Below are 20,510 nucleotides of genomic sequence, written 5' to 3' on the forward strand. Positions count from 1 at the left end.
TGGATAAAATTTGTGTATTTTGTGTCCGATCATTCGTTCCCCACTATATATATTGCAGGTTCATCGCACAATTCACAGGTTGTGGATAAGCTGTGTGTATGTTCGATTTTTCTGAATTCTGGCGGTGTTTCGTGATCATCTATGTACATGTCTAGTACGGTTTCTATATGTTCTGCACAAGCATAAAGTGATTTGTTCATAAGTTTCTAATTCCTCCAATATATTGTCTGGTTATTCACAAGTGTTTCGCTCATTGTTCAATATAACCGATTTATTCACATGTTAATAGTCCTTTACCATTTTCCACACCTTTTATCCACAAACCAAATAAAAAAGCCTCCACTCCTGTGAAGGCTTCCTTCTATCAAAACGGATTGTAAAATCTCGTTCCTCTAACAAATGTAATTACTAGCGACACAATCAGTACCGCTCCAACAAAGATTAACGCCGCATAATCTGCTTTTTGAAAGTCTTTCGCCGTAAACCATGTGCGCTTTTTATGCTTTCCAAACCCGCGCAGTTCCATCGCATTGCTGATCGTTTCAATCCGCTCTAGGCTGGAGAAAATCAGCGGCATCACAATCGACAGCGCATTTTTAATCCGTTTTCCCAGTTTTTCATTCTTCGATAAATCAATGCCTCTTGCTTGCTGAGAAATGGCAATCGTTCGAAAATCACGCTGAATATCTGGAATATAGCGCAGCGCAATCGCTACCGCATACGAAATCCGGTAGCTGACCCCGATTCTGCTGAGCGATGAGGCGAATTCACTTGGATTTGTTGTCACGATAAATAAAAGTGCTGCTGGCATCACAGTCACGTATTTCAGTGTAATGTTTAACTGATAGAAAAGCTGTTCAAGTGTGACGTTGTACCAGCCTGCAATATGAAACAACTCGTGCTTCGCTCCATAGATGGCGACACCTTGCTGAGGCGCAAAGACGTAAATGGCGATGTTATTGATGACAAGAAAAATCGCCAAGACAATCACTACGAAAGAGATATCACGAAATCGTACGTTTGATAGCTGAAAGAACACGATACTGGCAACTAGCATAAACACTAATACGCCTGTATCATATGTGAGCATCGCTGCGGATGACCAGAGGATAAAGCAAATGAGTTTGGTGGCACCTGTCAGCCGGTGAATTGGCGACGGGCGATCGATATAAGACAGCATGTCTACAGCCATGTCATTCGTTCCTTTCTGTCAACCTCAATGAAGCGATCCACGAGTTCATTTGGATTTGGCCAGTCTGCTTTTAGCGCCAGTTCATAGAGCGACGTTTCTTTTAAGCTCGCCTTTTGGACTAGCAGCTGATCTGTCAGCACTTTGGCTGGTGTATCATCTGCAATTTTTTCTCCATCTGAAATGACGATGGTTCTTGTTGTGTATTCGAGCATGAGATGCATATCATGGGTGATCATCAAAATCGTGACGCCCTGTTGATTTAATTGCTCTAAAAACGTCATCATCTCTGTGTAATGTCTAAAATCTTGACCGGCCGTTGGCTCATCTAAAATGATGATTTCTGGCTCTAACACAAGAATGGATGCAATGGTGACGCGTTTTTTCTGTCCAAAGCTGAGGGCTGAGATCGGCCAGTTCCGAAATGGATACAGCCCGCACACTTTCAGGACTCGCTCTACACGATCCTTGATGTCGTCTTCCTTCACGCCTCTTAAAACGAGACCGAGGGCGACTTCATCAAAAATCATTTGTTTCGAAATCATTTGATTTGGGTTTTGCATGACGACACCGATTCGTTCGGAGCGCTGTTTGATGGTGTCTCCGGTGATGTCATCGCCATTTAAAAGGATTGTCCCTTTTGTTGGCTTTTCAAATGCGCAGAGCACCTTGGATAGTGTCGTCTTGCCTGCGCCATTGGCACCGGCGATGCTGATCATTTCTCCTTTTTTGACGGTAAAAGAGATGTTGCTCAGCGTGTTTGGTCTTGTCGGATAATCAAAGCTCAGCTCACGCACTTCTAGTAAATCCGGCGCTGCATTCTGCTCGACTGATGGCTCAGATGCTTCCATCCATTGTTCGATTTTCTCTTTTGCCTCGTCATTTAAGGTGAGATGCTGTAAATTAGCGATCTGATCTCCTGCTGCAATCGGAATACCTGCATATTTCATCGCTCTCACATATAAAGGCTCACGTAAATACGCCGCTTCTAATACATTTGAGGCGAGCAATTCATCTGGTGTCATATCCGCTGCAATCGTGCCGTCATTGACAACGATGATGCGGTCGACATGGCGGAAGAGGACGTCTTCCAATCGATGTTCCACCATCACGACCGTTTTTTTCGTTTCTTTTTGCAGACGGTCAATGAGATCGATCACTTCTTTACCTGTTGCGGGATCAAGGCTTGCCAGTGGTTCATCAAACAGCAAAATGTCGACATCGTTGACAAGTACGCCTGCGATGGCGACACGTTGTTTTTGACCGCCTGACAGCTCATGCACGGATGATGCCAGTTTGCCGTCTACCTCTGTTAATTTTGCCGCTTTCTCGACACGTGTTTTCATTTCTTCGCGTGTGACTTGATCATTTTCTAGTGTGAACGCGATATCTTCTCCAACGGTCAGCCCGATAAATTGTCCATCAGGATCTTGCAGTACCGTTCCGACGAGCTGTGAGAGGGAGAAAATGTTTTCTTTCTCTGCATTTTTCCCGCCGATGTGAAGACTTCCTTCCATAGAACCTTTATAAGACGCAGGAACTAGCCCATTGATACAATGGGCTAGTGTGCTTTTTCCCGATCCAGACGGGCCTGCGATGAGGACTTTTTCTCCTTCATAGATGGTCAGGTTGATATCTTTCAATGTTGGTTCTGCCTGACTGCGATACTTGAATCCGAAATGTTCGAATTGAATCATCGGTTTCTTCATTTATGTGTTCCACCTTGCTTCATGATGTTTCTTTCGATAGACTGCCGCTTTTGCTTCTTGTTTTCGCATAAGCCGCAATGATGATGGTGCCTAGTACACCGACTGTGATGATGTTTGAGATTCCTGCTACGATTCCTTGAACAAACACTTTATTTGCAGGTTCTGCATAGATCACAATGTCGAGTACCGGCGCAATGACAAACCAGCCTAATGCTTGTGCGCCGGCTTGGACGGCGTTGAAGAGCGTGATTTTTTTCCAGCCAAAGTCGCCCTCTTCTACTTTTAAACGGTTCGAAATGAGGCCGATCAATAAACCAACAACACCCGAAACGATAATCCAGCTCCACCAAGGTCCAAATGTGGTGGCATCTTTAATGAGATGACCAATAAATCCAATCAATGCGCCTGCAACAGGACCAAATAGCACGGCCATTAACGCAAGGAACGCGTACGATGTTTCAATTTGTGTATTCGGAATCCCAGTTGGAATAGAGACGAAGCGTCCTAAAATGACAAAGACGGCTGCGCCAATTCCGATGGCAACGACAGTTTTCGTTGAAAGTTGTTTACCTGCCATGATGTTTCCTCCTCTTATTCATATATAATGCGCGGAGCTTTGCGAATCGAAAGGCGCCAGCCTGTGCCTGTACCGATGTTATAAGCCTTTGCAAATGACCCTTGATTGATCGCCACGCCTAAATGATCGAGTGAATTGACATATACGAGTGGTTCGCCTACCTTTAAATCGGCAAAAGATCGTCCATAGGTCATGATATTTTTATACACATTTTTTGGCCCGTTGGCAATGGTAACTTCTATTGCATCCCCATAATTGATTGAAAGCTGTTCAAATAACGTATGATGAATGTTTGTCCATAGGTTTCCGAACCGCACATCTAAAATATCAATCGTCCCTGTGATCACTTCTTCTTCCGCATAAGCTTGTACGACTGGAAGGTGAATAATGTCCTCTATATTCGCCTTTGGCCCGACCTCTTCAAAAGAAATCACACCTGAAGCAATTCTCGCGCCTGTATAGGCGTAAATGTCTCTACCATGGAATGTATGTGATTTTCCTGACTTCGGCAGACGGTTGATGGTTTCATCTAAATACCGAGCCTCCACGATGCCAATATCCTGTGCGACATGCGTAAGTGTCCCATTATCAGGTGTGATGATGTAGTGTGAGCTTGTTGTTTTGACGACAAGGCTCTTTCGCTCTGATCCAACGCCTGGATCAACAACGGAGACAAATACCGTTTCTTCCGGCCAATATGTAACCGTCTGAAGCAAGCGATAAGACGCTTCCCAAATGTCATATTGGGGAATGTTGTGAGTTAAATCAAAAATGCGGATGCCGCTGCTCACTGTATTGGCTACGCCGTACATTGCGCTGACCGCTCCATCATCAATACCGAAATCTGATTGTAAAACCAATGCATGTTCACTCATGTTAATCTCCCTTTCATTTGAAAAAATGGTTGTGGTGTTTCACGTGGAACATTTGAACATTTGTATGAAAAAAAAGTGGACAATAAAAAATACCCCATCCTTATCTATGAATCATAAGGACGAGGTATTTGTCTCGTGGTACCACCTTTATTTACTGTTTGCTCGCGCTAAACAGCCTCTACAAGTACAAAGCTCCAATTTGGCTCATATACTGTGGTTTTGATAACGAGTACCAACTCTCGTCGTCACCTACTAATATCATGGATATGTTCAGCACGAGGCTCAGAGACCATTTTTCGAATCATTATTTTTGCTTCTTTTCAGCTGCCGAAGCTCTCTGTGGAAAAATTGATGATTGTACTTTCTCTCGTCATTGCCTGTTTAACTATCTTGAATTAAAGCTATCATACATGATGTTTTTTGATAAATCAAGATATTTTTCTGAACATTTTTAAAAATGAGTTAACTGTTCTGGAAGAGTCTTCTTTTTTATAAAATTTAAGCAAATGTTAAAGAGCGAGATATGGTGTCTTTCTTTTCTAGCGGTATAATAAAGATGAAGGGAGGTACAGTGTGTGTGGACCATCTGTATGAATGAATTTAAGCAGCTCTTCAAAAGCACAAAATCCATCTTAACAATTGTTATTATTTTCATTTTATCTACTTTTGTATCAAGTCTTCCATTTATAGCTGCTTATCAAGGAAAGTGGGAACAGGCAAAGGACCCTTATTCCATTGGGAATGAACTAGTGATTTCGTTATTTGGTTTCTTCCTTATTTTTTTATTATCTCATGATATTTTGAGCCGCGAAATTCATTTGAAAACCATTCGTTTTCTCGTCAGCAAAACGACCCGTTTAAACATTGTCATCGGGAAATATCTTGGGCTGATGCTGTTTTGGCTCAGTTGCATTATGACCACATATATATTAAATATGGTGATTTCACATCGTTTTCTGTTCTCTGATGCCTTAAAAATATTAACGTTTATCAGTGTCGGCATCTCCTGTGCTTTGTTTTTGTCCATGCTCTTTCCAACACCACAGAAATCGATGTTTGTTGGCATGTTGTTTTCCTTTCTATTTCCGATCATGAGCATGATGTCTGTTCTTTCTTCAGAACGGTTGATTCACTGGTTCCAATACGTGACGCCTTACTATTATGCTCGCTGGAGTGAACCGCTGACCTATGTGCTGATGAATGCCGCATTGACTGTTGTCTTACTCGTTGGAACTGCACTACTGTTTCAGAGGAGGGATGTCTAAGTGCTTCACACAAAAGGGCTGACAAAAAAATATCGGACGAAAGTCGCAATAGATCATATTGATCTTGATATCCATCAAGGGGATATCTTCGGCCTCATTGGACCGAAGGGTGCTGGTAAGACGACCTTCTTTAATATCATTACAGGGATCTCCCGCCCCACCTCTGGCACGTTTATCATGATGAACATGACGTCGTTAAAAAAAGTACGTCATCATATCGGTGTTCTGCCTGAATATACAGATTTATATGAAGGGCTGACTGCTATTGAGCATATTGCCTATTTATCGAAAATTACGGGTACTCGCCAGAAAACGAGCTATTATGAAGAATTACTCGAATTTGTTGGCTTACATCGTTATCATCAAGAGAAAGTCGGTGCCTTTACACCTGGGATGAAGAAGCGGCTCGGAATGGCTCAGGCCATCGCTCATCGGCCTGACTTTATTTTACTTGATGAGCCTTTTGCGGATATTGATGCAGATTCTATCTTACATATCCAGCGGGTGATTGAATCGTTAAAATTCGAAGGAAAAACGGTCTTTTTAACAGCAGACGAGCCAAGGTTCACCCAGCCTATTTGTACCAAAACAGCTTTCATATCTGAAGGAAAAATCGTGTCCTCAAGTACTCATCCTCAAGAGAAAACCATCACGTCCTCAACCATTCGTGCCACCTTCAAGCATGCATGGATTGATGATGAGGTGAAGCCTGTTCTCACGCAGTACTTACAAAGTGTGGGAACAGACCTTGTGATCAGAGATGACGAGACCTCATTGTTGATTCGTTCAGAAGCTCAAGTCCCAGCCATCATCCGTGCGTTTGTGAAATGCAAAGTCGACCTATACCGAGTCACGGCGCAAGATGCCATGATGTCCACGTAAAAAGTACCGTACGCTCTCTGCACGGTACTTCTCTTTTTTTATAAAGGTTTGCTCATGTAAATCCCAGTCTCAGCAAATCCCGTTTTCTCATAAAGTGAGCGGGCGATTTGATTATGGGCAAAGACATGCAGCGATAGTTTCTTCACACCTAATGACTTTGCCTGCTCTTCTAATGCCGTCATGGCCTGTTTTGCCAACCCTTTTCCTCGATACGCTTCAAACAAAATAAAATTATAAATAAAGCCTTCATGCTGGGGATGATCTGGATCATAGCAAAGCCATACCCACCCAATGGATTCGTCTCCATGCATGAAGGTCCACAGCTCATGATCCTCTGTCTGAAGTCCTTCAGGAAGCAACCGCTCAAATTGTTCCTCTGCGTTCTTTTGCGCTTCTTCCTGATTCCATGTCCCTGCGAGTACCTTTTCTCCTGCGTACCTCTTAATAGACTCCTCTATTAAGACGTCATAATCCGTTTGTGACATCGGCTGTAATGTGACCAAATCCTCTCTCCCCCTTTTCTTTATCATATGCTGTGCATATAAAAAAAGCCAGTCCCCTATAGGAACTGGCTAGCCTCCGAACCGATCGGTTTGGGAGAGTTTGATCTCGACTGATTTTTTCTTTCCGCTTCGGTAAAATTGCACCTTTACCTTGTCGCCGACTTTCTTTTGATAAAGATATTTACGCAGATCGACGATATTTTGTACTTCCTTGCCGTCAAACGACGTCACGACATCCAGCTCTTTTAACCCTGCTTTCCCTGCTGGAGACAAAGGCTCGACACTCATCACGACGACTCCGGTTGTGACCTTTGATGGCAGTTTTAACGTTTCCTGCCAATGATAGCTCGCAATATCTGCTAGTGATTTCATCCCAACGCCAAGGTACGGACGCTTCACCTCTCCATAGCGCTCTAAATCCTCTATGACAGGGATCACCAGATTCGCAGGAATAGACAGCCCAATCCCTTCCACCTCTGACTCAGCAATCTTCATTGAATTGATGCCGATCACTTTCCCGTCCATATTAATCAAGGCTCCGCCGCTGTTCCCAGGATTAATGGCGGCATCCGTTTGCAAAACTTCCGCATTCCAATCCGTCTGTCCATCACCATTAGAATCAACAGGGATCGCACGCTCCGTTCCAGAAATCACACCTTGTGTGACGGAGCCAGCAAATTCAAGGCCTAATGGATTTCCAATGGCGATGACAGGCTCACCTGGTTTGACATGGTCTGAATTGCCGAAGGCGGCGGTTTTCTTGATCTTATCACTTTTGACCGTGAGTACCGCTAAATCCATAAGCTGATCACTGCCGACAAGATTTGCCCCGATCCTTGTCCCGTCCTGAAGGCTCACTTCAAGCTGGTTTGCGCCTTTGATGACATGATGGTTGGTCACAATATAAAAGGTGTCACCCTTTTTTTTATAAATCACACCTGACCCGCTGCCTGCTTCACCGCCTTCTTCCCAAAAGCTCGACTTTTGAATGTTAATGACGCCGACAACCGTATCCGACATACTCGATACCACTTTTGTGACCGCATCATTCACGTTCACATTGACGGTCTTTAAAGGGCCATCTGATGCCTGCTGATCTCCAGCTGATTGCCAGCCAAAGGGGCTGCCGCTTTGTCCAGACACATAGGGGAAAAAGAATCCCATTAAAAAAGCTCCTACCAATACACCGATCAGACCAGATAGGAAATATCCTTTTCTGCTTCGTCTCGGCTTCCACTCTACATCGCGATAATCCACTATGTTTCCTTCCTTTCAGTGAATAGATGATGTATATAGTGTTGGTAAGAAGCTCTTATCTTAATCATACGATTGTAAAAATCATACGGCGCAAAGCGGGGTTGCTTTTTTCGGGTCCGTATCATATAAATCAAAGCCGTCCCCTACAACAAAGCCCTTCATTTCAAGCGTCTGCTGGACCGCCATACGGGCTAAGTCCTTCATGTTGTTGTCTTGACTCAAGTGGGCCAAATAAATGCGTGAGGTGGCGTCTCCAATCACGTCTGTCATAGCAAGAGCTGCATCTTCATTGGATACGTGTCCGACATCGCTCAAAATTCTGCGTTTAATACTCCATGGGTAGCGCCCCATTTGCAGCATGCCGACATCATGGTTGCTCTCAAATACGAACGTATTGGCTGATTTAATAATCCCTTTCATCCGGTCACTCACATAGCCTGTATCCGTCATAAGGGCAAGTTTACGCCCGCCATAATGGAATACGTAAAACATGGGCTCTGCCGCATCATGTGATACGCCAAATGATTCAACATCGAGACCGCCGAATGATTGAACCGTCTCCATATCAAAGTGGAATTTCTGCTCCGTATCCACTTTCCCAATATGTGACTCCATCGCCTTCCATGTTTTTGCATTTGCATAGACAGGAAGCTTGTACTTTCTTGCCATCACACCGAGTCCTTTAATATGATCTGAGTGCTCGTGTGTGACAAAAATTCCGTCCAAGTCTTCCGGCTTGCGATCGATTTGACCAAGCAGCTCCACCATCTGTTTGCCGCTTAAGCCTGCATCTACTAAAAAAGCATGCTCATCGGTTTCTAAATAAAAAGCGTTCCCCGTACTTCCGCTCGCTAGTACACTGAACTGCAAGCTCATGTTCTCTCACTCCAATGAAGATTTGTCTTCTTTCTCTATATGATCAAGTGTTGAGCCATCAATGGCATTGATCAAATATTCTTCTTCTGTCTTTTTCTTTGAACCAGTTGCCACGCCTTCAATCTCTACTCGCCATACAGGAACCATTACTTGAGTGCTTGCACCTGGGTATTGCGTGTAGTAGCCTAGCTCCACTTTTTTCACTGTCGTGTTTTGGCTCAGCATATTTTGTGTATATAAGTCCTTCACCGTTTCAAGCGCCGGGACAAGGGTTTCTTTTCTCACTTCATTAATCGATGTCACCATCGACTGCCGATACGAGACGACCTCGTTTTGATCGTTCACATCCAATGTGATCTTCCCAATGGTTTCGGTGTCATCAAGACCTTCTTGGAAGATGTATTTTCCTTTATACGTTTGGAAAAAGACGATTTCACCTGTTTCTTCATCGATGCTCCAGAGCTTATAATTCTTGCCATCCAGTAAACGCTGGCTCACAAGATTGGTCGCTGCTGTTTTCATATCTTTTTTCGGCAATGCGACTGGTTTATTGAAGGTCATTTCAAGCAGGGTGACAGGATCATCTTTCTCGGTTTTCGGGAATGTGCTTTTCGTCTTTTGATCAGCTAATCCGTCGACATCCTTTTTCGTATATTGCTTTTTCTCAGCTGTAATGCGGTATCCAATCTTCGCTTCATCTGATAGATTGCCATATTTGATTCCGTCTGCCTTCATTTCTTCCAGCGTATCTGTTTTTTCGATAATCGCAAAATGATCGGTCGATCGCTTTTCAAAGTATTGAAAACCTAGAAAGATATCGAGAACGAGAAAGGCTAGGATAAAGATCGTTTTGGTCTTATTCCACTCCATGATTCTCGCTCCCCTCTGTCAGCAAATCATTCGATAAAATGACGGTTTTTCCGTTATATTTCATACACCATACCGGCTCTAGCCAGACAAACATCGCTTGATCCTGATCTGATGCCGTCGATGTCGCTTGATAGGCAGGGAAAATCTGTTCAATTTTCTCTAAATCATCATACTTCGTCTGCTTGATGATCAAGTTTTTCAGCTCTGTCCCATTCATCAGTTTGACCTGTTCACTCTGACTCGCTTTGTTGCCTAGAATGTAGTTTGGACGCTTATAACTCAAGATGTCATCATTCGCCCATTGTACTTCAAGTGATGTCATACCAAATGGATGTTTTGTGCTGTTGGCGATCGGCAGTCCATCCATAAACATATTAAAGGACAGCTGCTGGTTGCTGTTAATACCGAAGTATTGATAATTATCGGTAAAACTTCCGGTATCATTGAAATATTTCACGCTTCGCTTGATCAAATCCCCCGTTTGGAATACGGTACTAGAATTGATATTACGATGCTGATATTGGATGCGGTGGTCTTTTTGATTTGCTTCAAGACGACTCGTTCCATCTGTATATACCGTCCGGTTTAAATTAGACTCCTCCCCAACTAGACTTGGGTCTGTAAACAAAGCGTCCTTGAATTTGCTTGTCTTAATCGTTTCGATAAAGAACATTTTCGCTTCAAGCTGCTTTTGCTTCTGCGGCAGAAGGAAATCTCGTTTTGAATTCGTAGAGAAAGTATATAGATCATAGCGCGGCATTTCGTTTTGAGCGGCTGCAATACTATCCATCAAATTACGATAGTTGGCAGATTCAATCGTTAGCTCAAGCACCGATTCCTTGCTGTATGAAACCAAATAGACTTTCTTATTGGCCTTATCCGGCTGAGCAAACGGCACAATCATCCGGTCAAATGAGTTGTATTCAATGGATTTATTCGGCCATTTAAACAGCGCTTGGAAAATATCAATCGGAATCGGATCATTGAACACAAGATCCAATGTTTTGCCTTGCCCCTCGCGTCCATAGAAGAAATTCTTAAATTTCTGCTCGGAATATTGGTCCGACACATCGGCAATCTCTTTTACATCCCACAGGCTCACATCATTCCAAAAGTTTTGGAAGAGTTCCTTTTGATCGACTTTGAAATGCTCTCCATTGGAATGGATGAACATCTCACGCGGCTTCACGACATCAATGAGACTCCTAGGCTCGTCGCTTGAAATCTTCTTCGTTTCCACGACCTGTGTGCCGGCATCAGCCTGATCCTGCATGACGGGCTGGAACATCCAAATATTCCATGTAAACACAAGACTGATCGCAATTAGGATTGTCAATATAATGGTTTTAAAGGTCTCACGCTTCATCCCAATCATCCTCTTGTTCTTCATTGTACGGAAGGCTAAAGGTTACTGTTGTGCCTTTTCCTTCAATGCTGTCAGCCCAAATATCTCCGCCATGAGCCTGAACCATTTCTTTTGCAATCGCAAGACCTAGGCCGGTTCCGCCAAGCTTTCTTGTTCTTGCCTTATCCACTCGATAAAAACGTTCAAAGATTTTATCCATATCCTTCTTCGGAATACCGATTCCTTCATCTTTGACACTGAATAACACAAGACTTTGCTCCTCATCCAAATCGACAGTGAACGTAATGTGTCCACCCTCTGGCGAGTATTTCATAGCATTGGAAATGATATTATCGAGCACCTGAGTGATTTTATCTTGGTCAATTTCCACATATATTTCACGCTGCGGCAAGTTGCGGATGAAATCGACATGCTGCTCCTTCGTCATTTCAAAACGATCAATGACGAGCGAGATAAACCTGATAAAATTCGTCCACTCACGATTGAATTGATAATCCTTACTGTCGAACTTAGACAGCTGAAGCAAGTCATTCACAAGCCGAATCATGCGCTCTGTTTCATTTTGCGTGACACTGAGGAACCTCGGCGCAAGCTCTTTATCACCAATCGCACCTTCAGCGAGTGCCTCAAGATAGCTTCGCATCGTCGTAAGCGGTGTGCGCAGCTCATGCGATACGTTCGCCACGAATTCACGACGTTCCGCATCAATTTTTTCCTGCTCAGTTACGTCATAAATGACCGCGATCAAGCCATCAATCTTCCCATGCTCTTTCTGAATCACTGAGAAATTGACACGCAAAACAGACAGCTGATCTTCACGTTCAATTTCTAGCAGCATGGAGTCTTGATTTTCGACTAAATCTTCAAATGTATGAGTTTCTTCTAAGCCAAGCAAGGATGTGATCGGCATCTCTAGAGCTGTTTCACGTGAAACATTCAAAAGCTCTAGTGCCGGGCTGTTTAATAGAATAATGGCACCGTTTTGATTCGTGGCAATGACGCCATCTGTCATATAGGCGATAACAGAAGAAAGCTTTTTCCTCTCACCCTCTGTCATCAGCTGCGCTTCCTCCAGCTCTCTCGTCAAATGGTTAAATGTCGTCGCTAGCTGACCAATCTCATCATGTCCATACTTTCGGACCTTTCTGGAAAAGTTCCCTTTGGCGAGCTCTATCGCTTGCTTTCTCATATCCGAAATTGGGTGTGTAATGGTTCTGAATATGAATATACCAAGTAGAGCGGTCGTCCCAAGTGCGATGAGTGTACCCGTCGCCAAAATGGTGTTGATCGTTCGCATTTGGTTAAAAACACTTTCCATGGATGAGACCACATAAATGACACCAACAGTTTCTTGGTTCTCATTTTTCACGGCTGTCGCTGATATGCGGACTCGTTTATTCGATTCTGGGTCATAGAATTTTTTCTCGTAGTCTTTGCCAACCGCGAAAATACGGCTAATGATTTGATCTGTGATTTTCTTCCCGGCAATCTCTTGACTGCCGTTATTTACAGAGGCAATGACCTCTCTGCTTTCGTCAATATAGCTGACTTCAGAAATTTCATTAGACTCATCTTTGTTGTTAAAATCGTTTAATATCTTTTGAGCATCCTCTTTTAATTCTGCCTTGCTTTTCGATGAATCTTGTTCTAGGTAATACGATAACGAGTAGATTCGCTGATTCAAGGAATTATCATAGGAATTAATTAAGGACTGCTCTAGCTGCTTCACAAAGTACACGCCAATAATCTGCATGGCGACAATGATCAGCAGCACATAAATCAAGGTCAATTTAAAGTGAATCGAGCGAAAAAAACCTACTTTACTCATAAGAATCTTAGTCCTGCTCTGGGTTTCTTAAATAGTAGCCGACGCCTCGTCTTGTCACGATCCAGCTCGGGTGGCTAGGGTTGTCTTCAATTTTTTCACGAAGACGGCGGACTGTCACGTCTACTGTACGGACATCTCCGAAGTAATCGTAGCCCCAAACCGTTTGCAGTAAGTGCTCACGTGTCATGACTTGTCCAATATGTTTCGCTAAGTAATGAAGCAATTCGAACTCACGATGCGTTAACTCAATCGTTTCGTCACGCTTAGACACGACATACGCATCTGGGTAGATCACAAGTGAACCAATCTCGATATCATTTGATTCAGATTCTTCCTCTGATTGCGGAGCAGCCGTCTGTCTTCTTAAATTTGCTTTTACACGTGCAAGCAGCTCGCGTGTACTGAATGGCTTTGTGACATAATCGTCCGCGCCAAGCTCAAGACCAATGACTTTATCGATTTCAGAGTCTTTTGCTGTCAGCATGATAATCGGCATATCATATTTCTTTCTCACTTCACGGCATACTTCAACGCCATCTTTGTTCGGCAGCATAATGTCGAGCAAAATAATGTCTGGCTTAATTTCTTCTACCATTTCAAGGGCTTCATTTCCATCATACGCACAATGAACCTCGTAGCCCTCTTTTCTTAAGTTAAATTCCAATATATCCGCAATCGGCTTTTCATCATCTACGACAAGAATCTTTTTTTCCATTGTGATTTCCTCCTGCATTTTTAGCATCTATGTCATTCCATTTTGCATGTCTCATTACGCCTTCTTCATTTACGAAAAAAAGGCTCACTGTCTATTATAACGTTTTACGAGGCAAAGATAAAAATAATAACGGCTTTCTTTGCTAGTAAACGTTGGATAGAAGAACTTCACCCAAAAGATTTGATGACTTTTTCCTTTTTTATTGAAACTTTTCCAGTCACCAAACGTCTATATATATGTAACGTCTTCTTCTTATGGAGCCGGGCCCTACCTAGGTCCGGCTTCTCCCTTTTTATGCCTTCTTTTCATAATAAAAACGCACCTGCGATTGCAGATGCGTTTGGAAGTGGCTCGGGACGGAATCGAACCGCCGACACACGGATTTTCAGTCCGTTGCTCTACCAACTGAGCTACCGAGCCATCATCAAAAGATGAATATGTATAAATGGCGGTCCGGACGGGACTCGAACCCGCGACCTCCTGCGTGACAGGCAGGCATTCTAACCAACTGAACTACCGGACCTCAGTAACTTGCCCGAAAAAGCAATCGTGGTGCTCCTTCAAGCAAGTGAGGAAAAATTAGCTTAACGCTAAAGTAAATCAATGACCCGTACGGGATTCGAACCCGTGTTACCGCCGTGAAAGGGCGGTGTCTTAACCGCTTGACCAACGGGCCAAAACATGGTGAGCCATGAAGGACTCGAACCTTCGACCCTCTGATTAAAAGTCAGATGCTCTACCAACTGAGCTAATGGCTCTCGGTTTGTGAAAAGTGAATCTGAAGAAGCTGTATTGCGTCAAACCAATCGCTTTAAAAGCTGGAAAATCGCATCTTAACAAGTTTCAGAGACCTTTGCAACAACGAGATTTATAATATCATAGAGTAATTACATATGGCAATACGTTTTTCGACATTTTTTTAAAAAAAGTGTCGGATTTGATATCTTCTGTTACATCGCCTAAATCCGAAAGCGCCTTCATTTAATTAATGGCTACTGCCCAATCCAGCACACAGAAACGTTTGATTCCGACCAATATTGGTTATACAAGAAACAAACAGCATGGTGATTGAAAAAGGAGGAAGCATAGGATGAGTTCATTTAAATTAGGAGATAAAATGCCCAATTTTTCACTGCCAGCAGTGCAGGGCGATCACATTGAGTTTTACAAACATTTAGAGGAGCATCAAAGCTGGCACCTTATCGTTTTCTTTAGAGGATCATGGTGCCCAGTATGTGTCGAGGAATTAAAAGAGCTGGAAAAACAGCAATCCTATTTTCAAGAAAAGGATATTCACTTAATGACAATCTCAACGGATAACCCTGAAGACTTGAAAGAATTTGCAGACAAAGAGGGACTTTCTTTCCCCATCATGTCTGACCAAGACCTCACATCATTGAAAGCCTATGAAGTCTTCTATCACGGGGAAGATGCCCCATATGAAGATCACGGGGTGCACGGAGAACCTGCCTATTTCTTATTAAATGAAAAAGGCCAAGTCCTCTATCAGCAAAGACAAACAAGTCCATTTGGTAGACCGCATGCCAACGAACTGCGCAAAATCATTCAATACATTCGTAAAAATTTAAAAGGCCAATATAAAAGCCTAAAATAAAAAAGAAGCTCTCATCGGAGAGCTTCTTTTTTATGAATGTTTTTTATTGTATAGCCAATCTGCGGTGAAAAACACAAGAAGACCTGTCATTAAAATCACAAAAGTAACAGGTGTACTCTCACCTTGAAAAAAAGCGTAAGACGCATGTCCTCCTAATGCTAGAAGATAAAAAACAAACGCCGATCCTGCTGCTTTTTGTGCATTGGCTTGTTCTCTTTTCGTCGTTTTTTTGAAAAACATTGTATCTATTCCCCTTTAAGATGCTTTCTTCATTGTCACACGGCGAAGTGCCCGTGATCGGATATACTCCATTGGCCCAATTCGCCAGACGTGTAAGCAAAGGGCTGAAATCGCGATTTGCAGAAGTGAAATCAACAGCCATGCCAAGACAATAAGGGGCGCATTGATTTGACCGCCAAGACCCAATCCCCAGCTGTAAAAAAGGATAGAGCAGATGACATTTTGCAGGATATAGCAGCTAAGCGCCATTTTCCCTACATATTCAAACCAAGTCCACATGAACCATGACTCCGTGCGTGCTAGAAGCTTCGCCACGACAGCAATATAGAAAATAGAGAGGAATGGCGAAAACACATAGCGCACCACAAATTCTACTATTTCATTTGGTACGAAGACGAGCGCATTCAGCGGCAGACCAACCCACAAACCCATTCTGAATAATATTTTCCGCAGAGTTTGCCCACGCTCATTTGCATAAAATACACCAGCTCTCATCATCCGCACACCTAATAAAAACAAAAAGGTATTCATTGGGATAATAAAGATCGCTTCTTCTCGGTACATCAAAAAGTGCTGTAATCGGTCTTGAACTTGAGATATCCATGTCTCCGGCAGTTGTTCTTCGTACGCTGGTTCACTGCTCCCGTCATAGGATTCAGTTTCCAATTCAGAGAAAGAAAATACAACGAGAAAAGCCGTCACCAACAAATGAATGACACCCGAGACAATCATGCCTTTTTTGATGCGCCGACTTCCTCCACGGACAATAAATGCCACAAGCAAACCCGTGACGGCGTAACTCATGAGCACATCATATTCCATCACTAACGCAAAATGGACAAAGCCTTCAATCAATAAGAATAAAAGAATCCATAAATATGTACCCGGCCAAGTCGTATTTTTTCTTTTCGCCTGCTGGTATTTCAGCTCTAGCCCGACACCAAACATGATTGTGAGCAGGGATAGCATTTTGCCATAAACGAACATAGAGACAAGACTTTCAAGAAAACTACCATTTTCATATTCATCCGCAATCTGATCTGTCGCAAAGGTATCCCCTGCGTATGCAAAAAACCAGACGTTTGTACCCAATGTACCTAATATCGCAAAACCTCGTAAAATATCTAATAATCGTATTCTTTCTTTCACTAGAACGCTCCTTCCTTTTTATACAGTTATCATATTTTGGTAATGACAGGAAGAGCGTTCCGTAGAAATTAAGGAATATTTAAACAAAAAAAGACACCAGTAAAATGTGTGATTTTACTGGTGTCTGATCAGTCTATAATGATGGACGGTACACGCTGCGGACAACGTTCGTTTGGGAACGGTCTGGTCCGACTGAGAAAATAGAAAGTGGAATACCTGTTAATTGTGAAATGCGCTCTAAGTAATGACGGGCATTTGCAGGCAGTTCACTTAAATTCTTCACGCCTGTAATATCCTCTGTCCACCCTGGCATTTCTTCGTAGACAGGTTCACATTTCGCTAATTCATTTAGACTTGCTGGGAATTCTTCAGTGATTTCTCCGTTCAATTTATAAGCAACACAGATTTTCAATTTCTCAATCCCTGTCAGTACATCGATGGAGTTAAGAGATAAATCTGTAATTCCGCTCACACGGCGTGCATGACGAACAACAACACTGTCAAACCAGCCAACACGGCGCGGGCGGCCAGTTGTCGTACCGTATTCACGGCCAACTTCACGGATTTGATCGCCAATTTCATCATGGAGTTCTGTCGGGAATGGGCCATCACCTACACGAGTTGTGTAAGCTTTTGATACGCCGACCACATGTTGAATTTTCGTAGGACCTACACCAGAACCAATCGTCACGCCTCCAGCCACTGGGTTAGATGACGTCACGAACGGATATGTCCCTTGATCGATATCAAGCATAACGCCTTGTGCCCCTTCAAAAAGAACACGGCGGCCTTCATCTAGAGCATCGTTCAATACAACAGATGTGTCCACGACATATTTTTTCACTTGCTGACCATATTCATAATACTCATCTAAAATATCTTCAATTTTGAAGCCTTCTGTGTCGTACATTTTCTCTAAAAGACGATTTTTCTCTTCTAGATTACGGGCAAGCTTCTCTTCAAATACTTCACGATCTAATAAATCTGCGATACGGATTCCGACGCGGGCAGCTTTGTCCATATAAGCTGGTCCGATTCCTTTTTTCGTCGTACCGATCTTATTAGCCCCTTTCCGCTCTTCTTCTACCTCGTCCAATTTTAAGTGATAAGGCAGAATGACATGGGCTCTATTGCTGATTCTGAGGTTATCTGTACTCACATTCCGTTCGTGAAGATACGCAAGCTCAGTGACCAACGCTTTAGGATCAACCACCATTCCATTACCGATGACACAAGTTTTCTCTTTGTAAAAAATACCGGACGGAATGAGGTGTAGCTTGTAAGTCACTCCATCAAATTTGATTGTGTGACCTGCATTGTTTCCCCCTTGATAACGGGCAATCACCTCTGCATTTTCTGAAAGGAAATCGGTAATTTTCCCTTTCCCTTCGTCACCCCACTGCGTACCTACTACGACTACTGAAGACATATCGTGCACCTCCGTTAACCTTTCAAAACGTTATCTCTTTCAAACACATTTATTTTATCAATGGACAATGAAAAAGTCAACGTGAAATCCGAACATTAATATCTCGAAATCAAATTTTGTTCGTTTTACATGTGAGGAAAAGCGCTTTAATTGCTCATTCTACGCTTAAACAAGAAGATTTCGATCAAAATTACTGTTTTTCTCATTTCCATTTGTTCAGTGATTTTCAATCAATTGAATCATCGAACTTGCCATAAAGTCGGGTGAATATGGTCTGCCTTTTCTCAGCCACCACTCAGCTGTTCCAACATAAGCAGAAATGACAAATTGCTTCTGCATCTCGAGAGGAACGTGTTGTGGATCAGGTGGTGAACCTGTGACTTCTTCTAGCCCCAAAGTAAAGCTTTCTTCAAAAAAAGCACTGGCCGTCTGATGAATATTAAGCTCTCTTCCCCTTTTCAAGAGAATCTGATACTCCTCTTCATGTTCCTGCAAATGCTGATAAAAGCGGTAAATATACACATATGCTGCATGATCGCTCTTCCACTCATTTTCATGTACAGGAGCAAAAATAGCGGTTTTCATGACATCAAACATCTCATCCATGACCTGCTGAGCTAAGTCAAACTTATCCTCATAATGCTGATAGAAGGTGGTGCGATGGATCCCTGCCTTGTTCGTCAAATCTTGTACAGAAATCTTCCCCCATTCCTTCTCCTTTAATAACTGAAATAATGCTTTTCTTAATTGTTGCTTTGATTCAGTTGCGCGCTTATCCCCTCTGTAGCAGTCCGCCACAAGCCGCTCTCCCCTTCCCATTTTCTTCAACAGATTTCGCTTTTCTGTTGGTTGAATCCTTTCTCCTGATGAATTACCTTTAAATCTAACACAGTGAAAAAAAGGAATCATCTGACAACCCATAAGGAGTGATGATCATGGAAACAACAACACCTAGTGCCGTTCAGAAAGCGTTATTAAGAGGGAAAAATAAGCAGGACCCGTATCACCCATTTGATTGGTACGCCAAAATGCGTCAAGAATCCCCTGTTCATTTTGATGAACACAGCCAAACATGGAGTGTCTTCACCTATGAAGAAGCAAAGCGCGTCACCATCGATAAAGATACCTTTTCTAGTCAACCTCCTCAAGACCACCGGAAACATTCACTGATGAAAACAATGGTCATGATGGACCCGCCAAAACATACACGAATCCGCTCCATTGTGAGCAAAGCCTTTACACCCCGGGTGATGAAATTGTGGGAACCACGCATTCAAGAGTTAATGGATGATCTCATTGCACAAATAGAAGGTAAGGAAGAGATTGATCTTGTTCAAGACATCTCCTATCCGCTTCCTGTGATTGTCATTGCAGAGCTTTTAGGTGTGCCAACAGAACATAAACAATCCTTTAAAGAATGGTCCGATATTCTCGTCAGCATGCCTAAAAGTGAAGAAGAAAGAGATGTCGTTGAATGGCAGAAAGCACGGGATCAAGGCGAAGCGGACATGATGGCGTTTTTTGCTGACATCATTGAAGAGAAGCGGCAGAACCTTAGTGATGATTTGATTTCGCTTTTAATTCAAGCCGAGGAAGATGGAGACAAGCTGTCCGCAGACGAATTAATTCCTTTCTGCAATCTGCTCCTGTTAGCAGGCAACGAAACGACCACCAACCTGATCTCCAATATGATCTTTAGTTTGTTAGAAAATCCGGGGTCGTATGAAGCGCTCGCTCAATCACCTGACCTCATTCCTCGTGCTGTGGAGGAGGCTGTCCGTTTTCGTGCCCCTGCGCCTACCATCGTCCGGTATGTCACAGAAGACACCGAACTTGGAGGGAAAGTCTTGAAAAAGGGAGACAGTGTGATTGTCTTTCTTGCTTCTGCGAACCGGGATGAGCGTCAATTTCCAAACGCACATGAGTACGATATACATCGGCACCCTAATCCTCATATTGGCTTCGGCCACGGCATTCATTTCTGCCTAGGCGCACCACTTGCTCGCCTGGAAGCCTGCACTGCCATCAAAGCCATACAGTCACGATATGAATCACTAGAGCTTCTCTCTTACGTCCCAATGACAAGCAGCGGTATGTATGGACTAAAAGCACTGAAGCTCCGTGTCACGCCTCGTTGCTAACAAAAAGGACTCCCACAAGATGGG

General features: G+C 43.1%; 20 protein-coding genes, 4 tRNA genes and 1 other annotated feature. Of the genes, 4 read left to right on the forward strand and 20 right to left on the reverse strand.

Features of this window, described 5'->3' with window-relative positions:
• Positions 1 to 29: 29 nt before the first annotated feature.
• From MHI58_RS19415 to MHI58_RS19435, 5 genes are all read right to left on the reverse strand, one after another.
• On the reverse strand, positions 30 to 200 hold the full coding sequence (locus MHI58_RS19415; RefSeq protein WP_008360116.1) for a CxxH/CxxC protein: 171 nt from the start codon (positions 198 to 200) through the stop codon (positions 30 to 32).
• A gap of 164 nt (positions 201 to 364) precedes the next feature.
• Complete coding sequence (locus tag MHI58_RS19420; RefSeq protein WP_024718473.1) at positions 365 to 1,192, reverse strand: energy-coupling factor transporter transmembrane protein EcfT; 828 nt, start codon at positions 1,190 to 1,192, stop codon at positions 365 to 367.
• A complete protein-coding gene (locus MHI58_RS19425; protein ID WP_045034893.1) occupies positions 1,183 to 2,898 on the reverse strand; it encodes an ABC transporter ATP-binding protein in 1,716 nt (571 codons plus the stop codon). The genes MHI58_RS19420 and MHI58_RS19425 overlap by 10 nt, the downstream gene beginning before the upstream one ends.
• 19 nt (positions 2,899 to 2,917) lie before the next feature.
• Complete coding sequence (locus tag MHI58_RS19430) at positions 2,918 to 3,475, reverse strand: ECF-type riboflavin transporter substrate-binding protein (protein ID WP_041508071.1); 558 nt, start codon at positions 3,473 to 3,475, stop codon at positions 2,918 to 2,920.
• Between the two features lie 14 nt (positions 3,476 to 3,489).
• On the reverse strand, positions 3,490 to 4,350 hold the full coding sequence (locus tag MHI58_RS19435; protein ID WP_007497378.1) for an S-adenosyl-l-methionine hydroxide adenosyltransferase family protein: 861 nt from the start codon (positions 4,348 to 4,350) through the stop codon (positions 3,490 to 3,492).
• 112 nt (positions 4,351 to 4,462) lie between these two features.
• Positions 4,463 to 4,733: a binding site (T-box leader), on the reverse strand.
• A 192-nt stretch (positions 4,734 to 4,925) separates the two neighbouring features.
• Between MHI58_RS19435 and MHI58_RS19440 the strand changes: the two genes are divergently transcribed.
• Entirely contained in the window at positions 4,926 to 5,615 is a 690-nt protein-coding gene (locus MHI58_RS19440) for an ABC transporter permease (protein ID WP_008347476.1), read from the forward strand.
• Positions 5,616 to 6,497, forward strand: a complete 882-nt coding sequence (locus MHI58_RS19445) for an ABC transporter ATP-binding protein (protein WP_017359972.1) — start codon at positions 5,616 to 5,618, stop codon at positions 6,495 to 6,497.
• Between the two features lie 38 nt (positions 6,498 to 6,535).
• Here the strand turns inward: MHI58_RS19445 and MHI58_RS19450 are convergent, their stop codons facing one another.
• From MHI58_RS19450 to MHI58_RS19500, 11 genes are all read right to left on the reverse strand, one after another.
• Positions 6,536 to 7,000 carry a GNAT family N-acetyltransferase gene (locus MHI58_RS19450; RefSeq protein ID WP_082055591.1) on the reverse strand — a complete coding sequence of 155 codons (465 nt, stop codon included), beginning with the start codon at positions 6,998 to 7,000 and terminating at the stop codon, positions 6,536 to 6,538.
• Positions 7,001 to 7,069: 69 nt separating this feature from the next.
• On the reverse strand, positions 7,070 to 8,257 hold the full coding sequence (locus MHI58_RS19455) for a S1C family serine protease (protein ID WP_025208320.1): 1,188 nt from the start codon (positions 8,255 to 8,257) through the stop codon (positions 7,070 to 7,072).
• 81 nt (positions 8,258 to 8,338) lie between these two features.
• Positions 8,339 to 9,133: an MBL fold metallo-hydrolase gene (locus MHI58_RS19460; RefSeq protein ID WP_007497388.1), complete on the reverse strand. Its 795-nt coding sequence runs from the start codon at positions 9,131 to 9,133 to the stop codon at positions 8,339 to 8,341.
• A 6-nt stretch (positions 9,134 to 9,139) separates the two neighbouring features.
• Entirely contained in the window at positions 9,140 to 10,003 is an 864-nt protein-coding gene (locus tag MHI58_RS19465; protein WP_024718467.1) for a two-component system regulatory protein YycI, read from the reverse strand.
• Entirely contained in the window at positions 9,990 to 11,369 is a 1,380-nt protein-coding gene (yycH, locus tag MHI58_RS19470; RefSeq protein WP_368004350.1) for a two-component system activity regulator YycH, read from the reverse strand. Before yycH ends, MHI58_RS19465 begins: the two co-directional genes overlap by 14 nt.
• Positions 11,359 to 13,197: a cell wall metabolism sensor histidine kinase WalK gene (gene walK, locus MHI58_RS19475; protein ID WP_045034897.1), complete on the reverse strand. Its 1,839-nt coding sequence runs from the start codon at positions 13,195 to 13,197 to the stop codon at positions 11,359 to 11,361. Before walK ends, yycH begins: the two co-directional genes overlap by 11 nt.
• A gap of 7 nt (positions 13,198 to 13,204) precedes the next feature.
• Positions 13,205 to 13,912 (reverse strand): response regulator YycF, encoded by a 708-nt coding sequence (gene yycF, locus MHI58_RS19480; protein ID WP_017359978.1) that lies wholly within the window; start codon positions 13,910 to 13,912, stop codon positions 13,205 to 13,207.
• Between the two features lie 347 nt (positions 13,913 to 14,259).
• Positions 14,260 to 14,332, reverse strand: a tRNA-Phe gene (locus tag MHI58_RS19485).
• Positions 14,333 to 14,358: 26 nt separating this feature from the next.
• A tRNA-Asp gene (locus MHI58_RS19490) sits at positions 14,359 to 14,435 on the reverse strand.
• 81 nt (positions 14,436 to 14,516) lie between these two features.
• Positions 14,517 to 14,588: transfer RNA gene (locus MHI58_RS19495), tRNA-Glu, on the reverse strand.
• 6 nt (positions 14,589 to 14,594) lie between these two features.
• Positions 14,595 to 14,670: transfer RNA gene (locus MHI58_RS19500), tRNA-Lys, on the reverse strand.
• 332 nt (positions 14,671 to 15,002) lie between these two features.
• On the opposite strand from MHI58_RS19500, the gene MHI58_RS19505 reads away from it, so the two are divergent.
• On the forward strand, positions 15,003 to 15,527 hold the full coding sequence (locus MHI58_RS19505) for a peroxiredoxin (RefSeq protein WP_045034898.1): 525 nt from the start codon (positions 15,003 to 15,005) through the stop codon (positions 15,525 to 15,527).
• Between the two features lie 30 nt (positions 15,528 to 15,557).
• Here MHI58_RS19505 and MHI58_RS19510 read toward each other — a convergent pair whose 3' ends face one another.
• The 4 genes from MHI58_RS19510 to MHI58_RS19525 all read right to left on the reverse strand — a co-directional run bounded on the left by MHI58_RS19510 (position 15,558) and on the right by MHI58_RS19525 (position 19,143).
• The gene (locus tag MHI58_RS19510) at positions 15,558 to 15,767 is read right to left on the reverse strand and encodes a hypothetical protein (protein WP_024718463.1); all 210 of its coding nucleotides are present in this window, start codon (positions 15,765 to 15,767) and stop codon (positions 15,558 to 15,560) included.
• A gap of 15 nt (positions 15,768 to 15,782) precedes the next feature.
• A complete protein-coding gene (locus tag MHI58_RS19515; protein ID WP_045034899.1) occupies positions 15,783 to 16,916 on the reverse strand; it encodes a DUF418 domain-containing protein in 1,134 nt (377 codons plus the stop codon).
• 133 nt (positions 16,917 to 17,049) lie between these two features.
• Complete coding sequence (locus MHI58_RS19520; protein ID WP_007497400.1) at positions 17,050 to 18,345, reverse strand: adenylosuccinate synthase; 1,296 nt, start codon at positions 18,343 to 18,345, stop codon at positions 17,050 to 17,052.
• Between the two features lie 216 nt (positions 18,346 to 18,561).
• Entirely contained in the window at positions 18,562 to 19,143 is a 582-nt protein-coding gene (locus MHI58_RS19525; RefSeq protein WP_285891435.1) for a TetR/AcrR family transcriptional regulator, read from the reverse strand.
• Positions 19,144 to 19,280: 137 nt separating this feature from the next.
• Between MHI58_RS19525 and MHI58_RS19530 the strand changes: the two genes are divergently transcribed.
• Entirely contained in the window at positions 19,281 to 20,486 is a 1,206-nt protein-coding gene (locus MHI58_RS19530; RefSeq protein ID WP_045034900.1) for a cytochrome P450, read from the forward strand.
• The last annotated feature ends 24 nt before the right edge of the window (positions 20,487 to 20,510 follow it).

The sequence above is a fragment of the Bacillus sp. FSL K6-2869 genome (genome assembly GCF_040869405.1).
In the GTDB taxonomy this organism is placed as follows: domain Bacteria; phylum Bacillota; class Bacilli; order Bacillales; family Bacillaceae; genus Bacillus; species Bacillus altitudinis.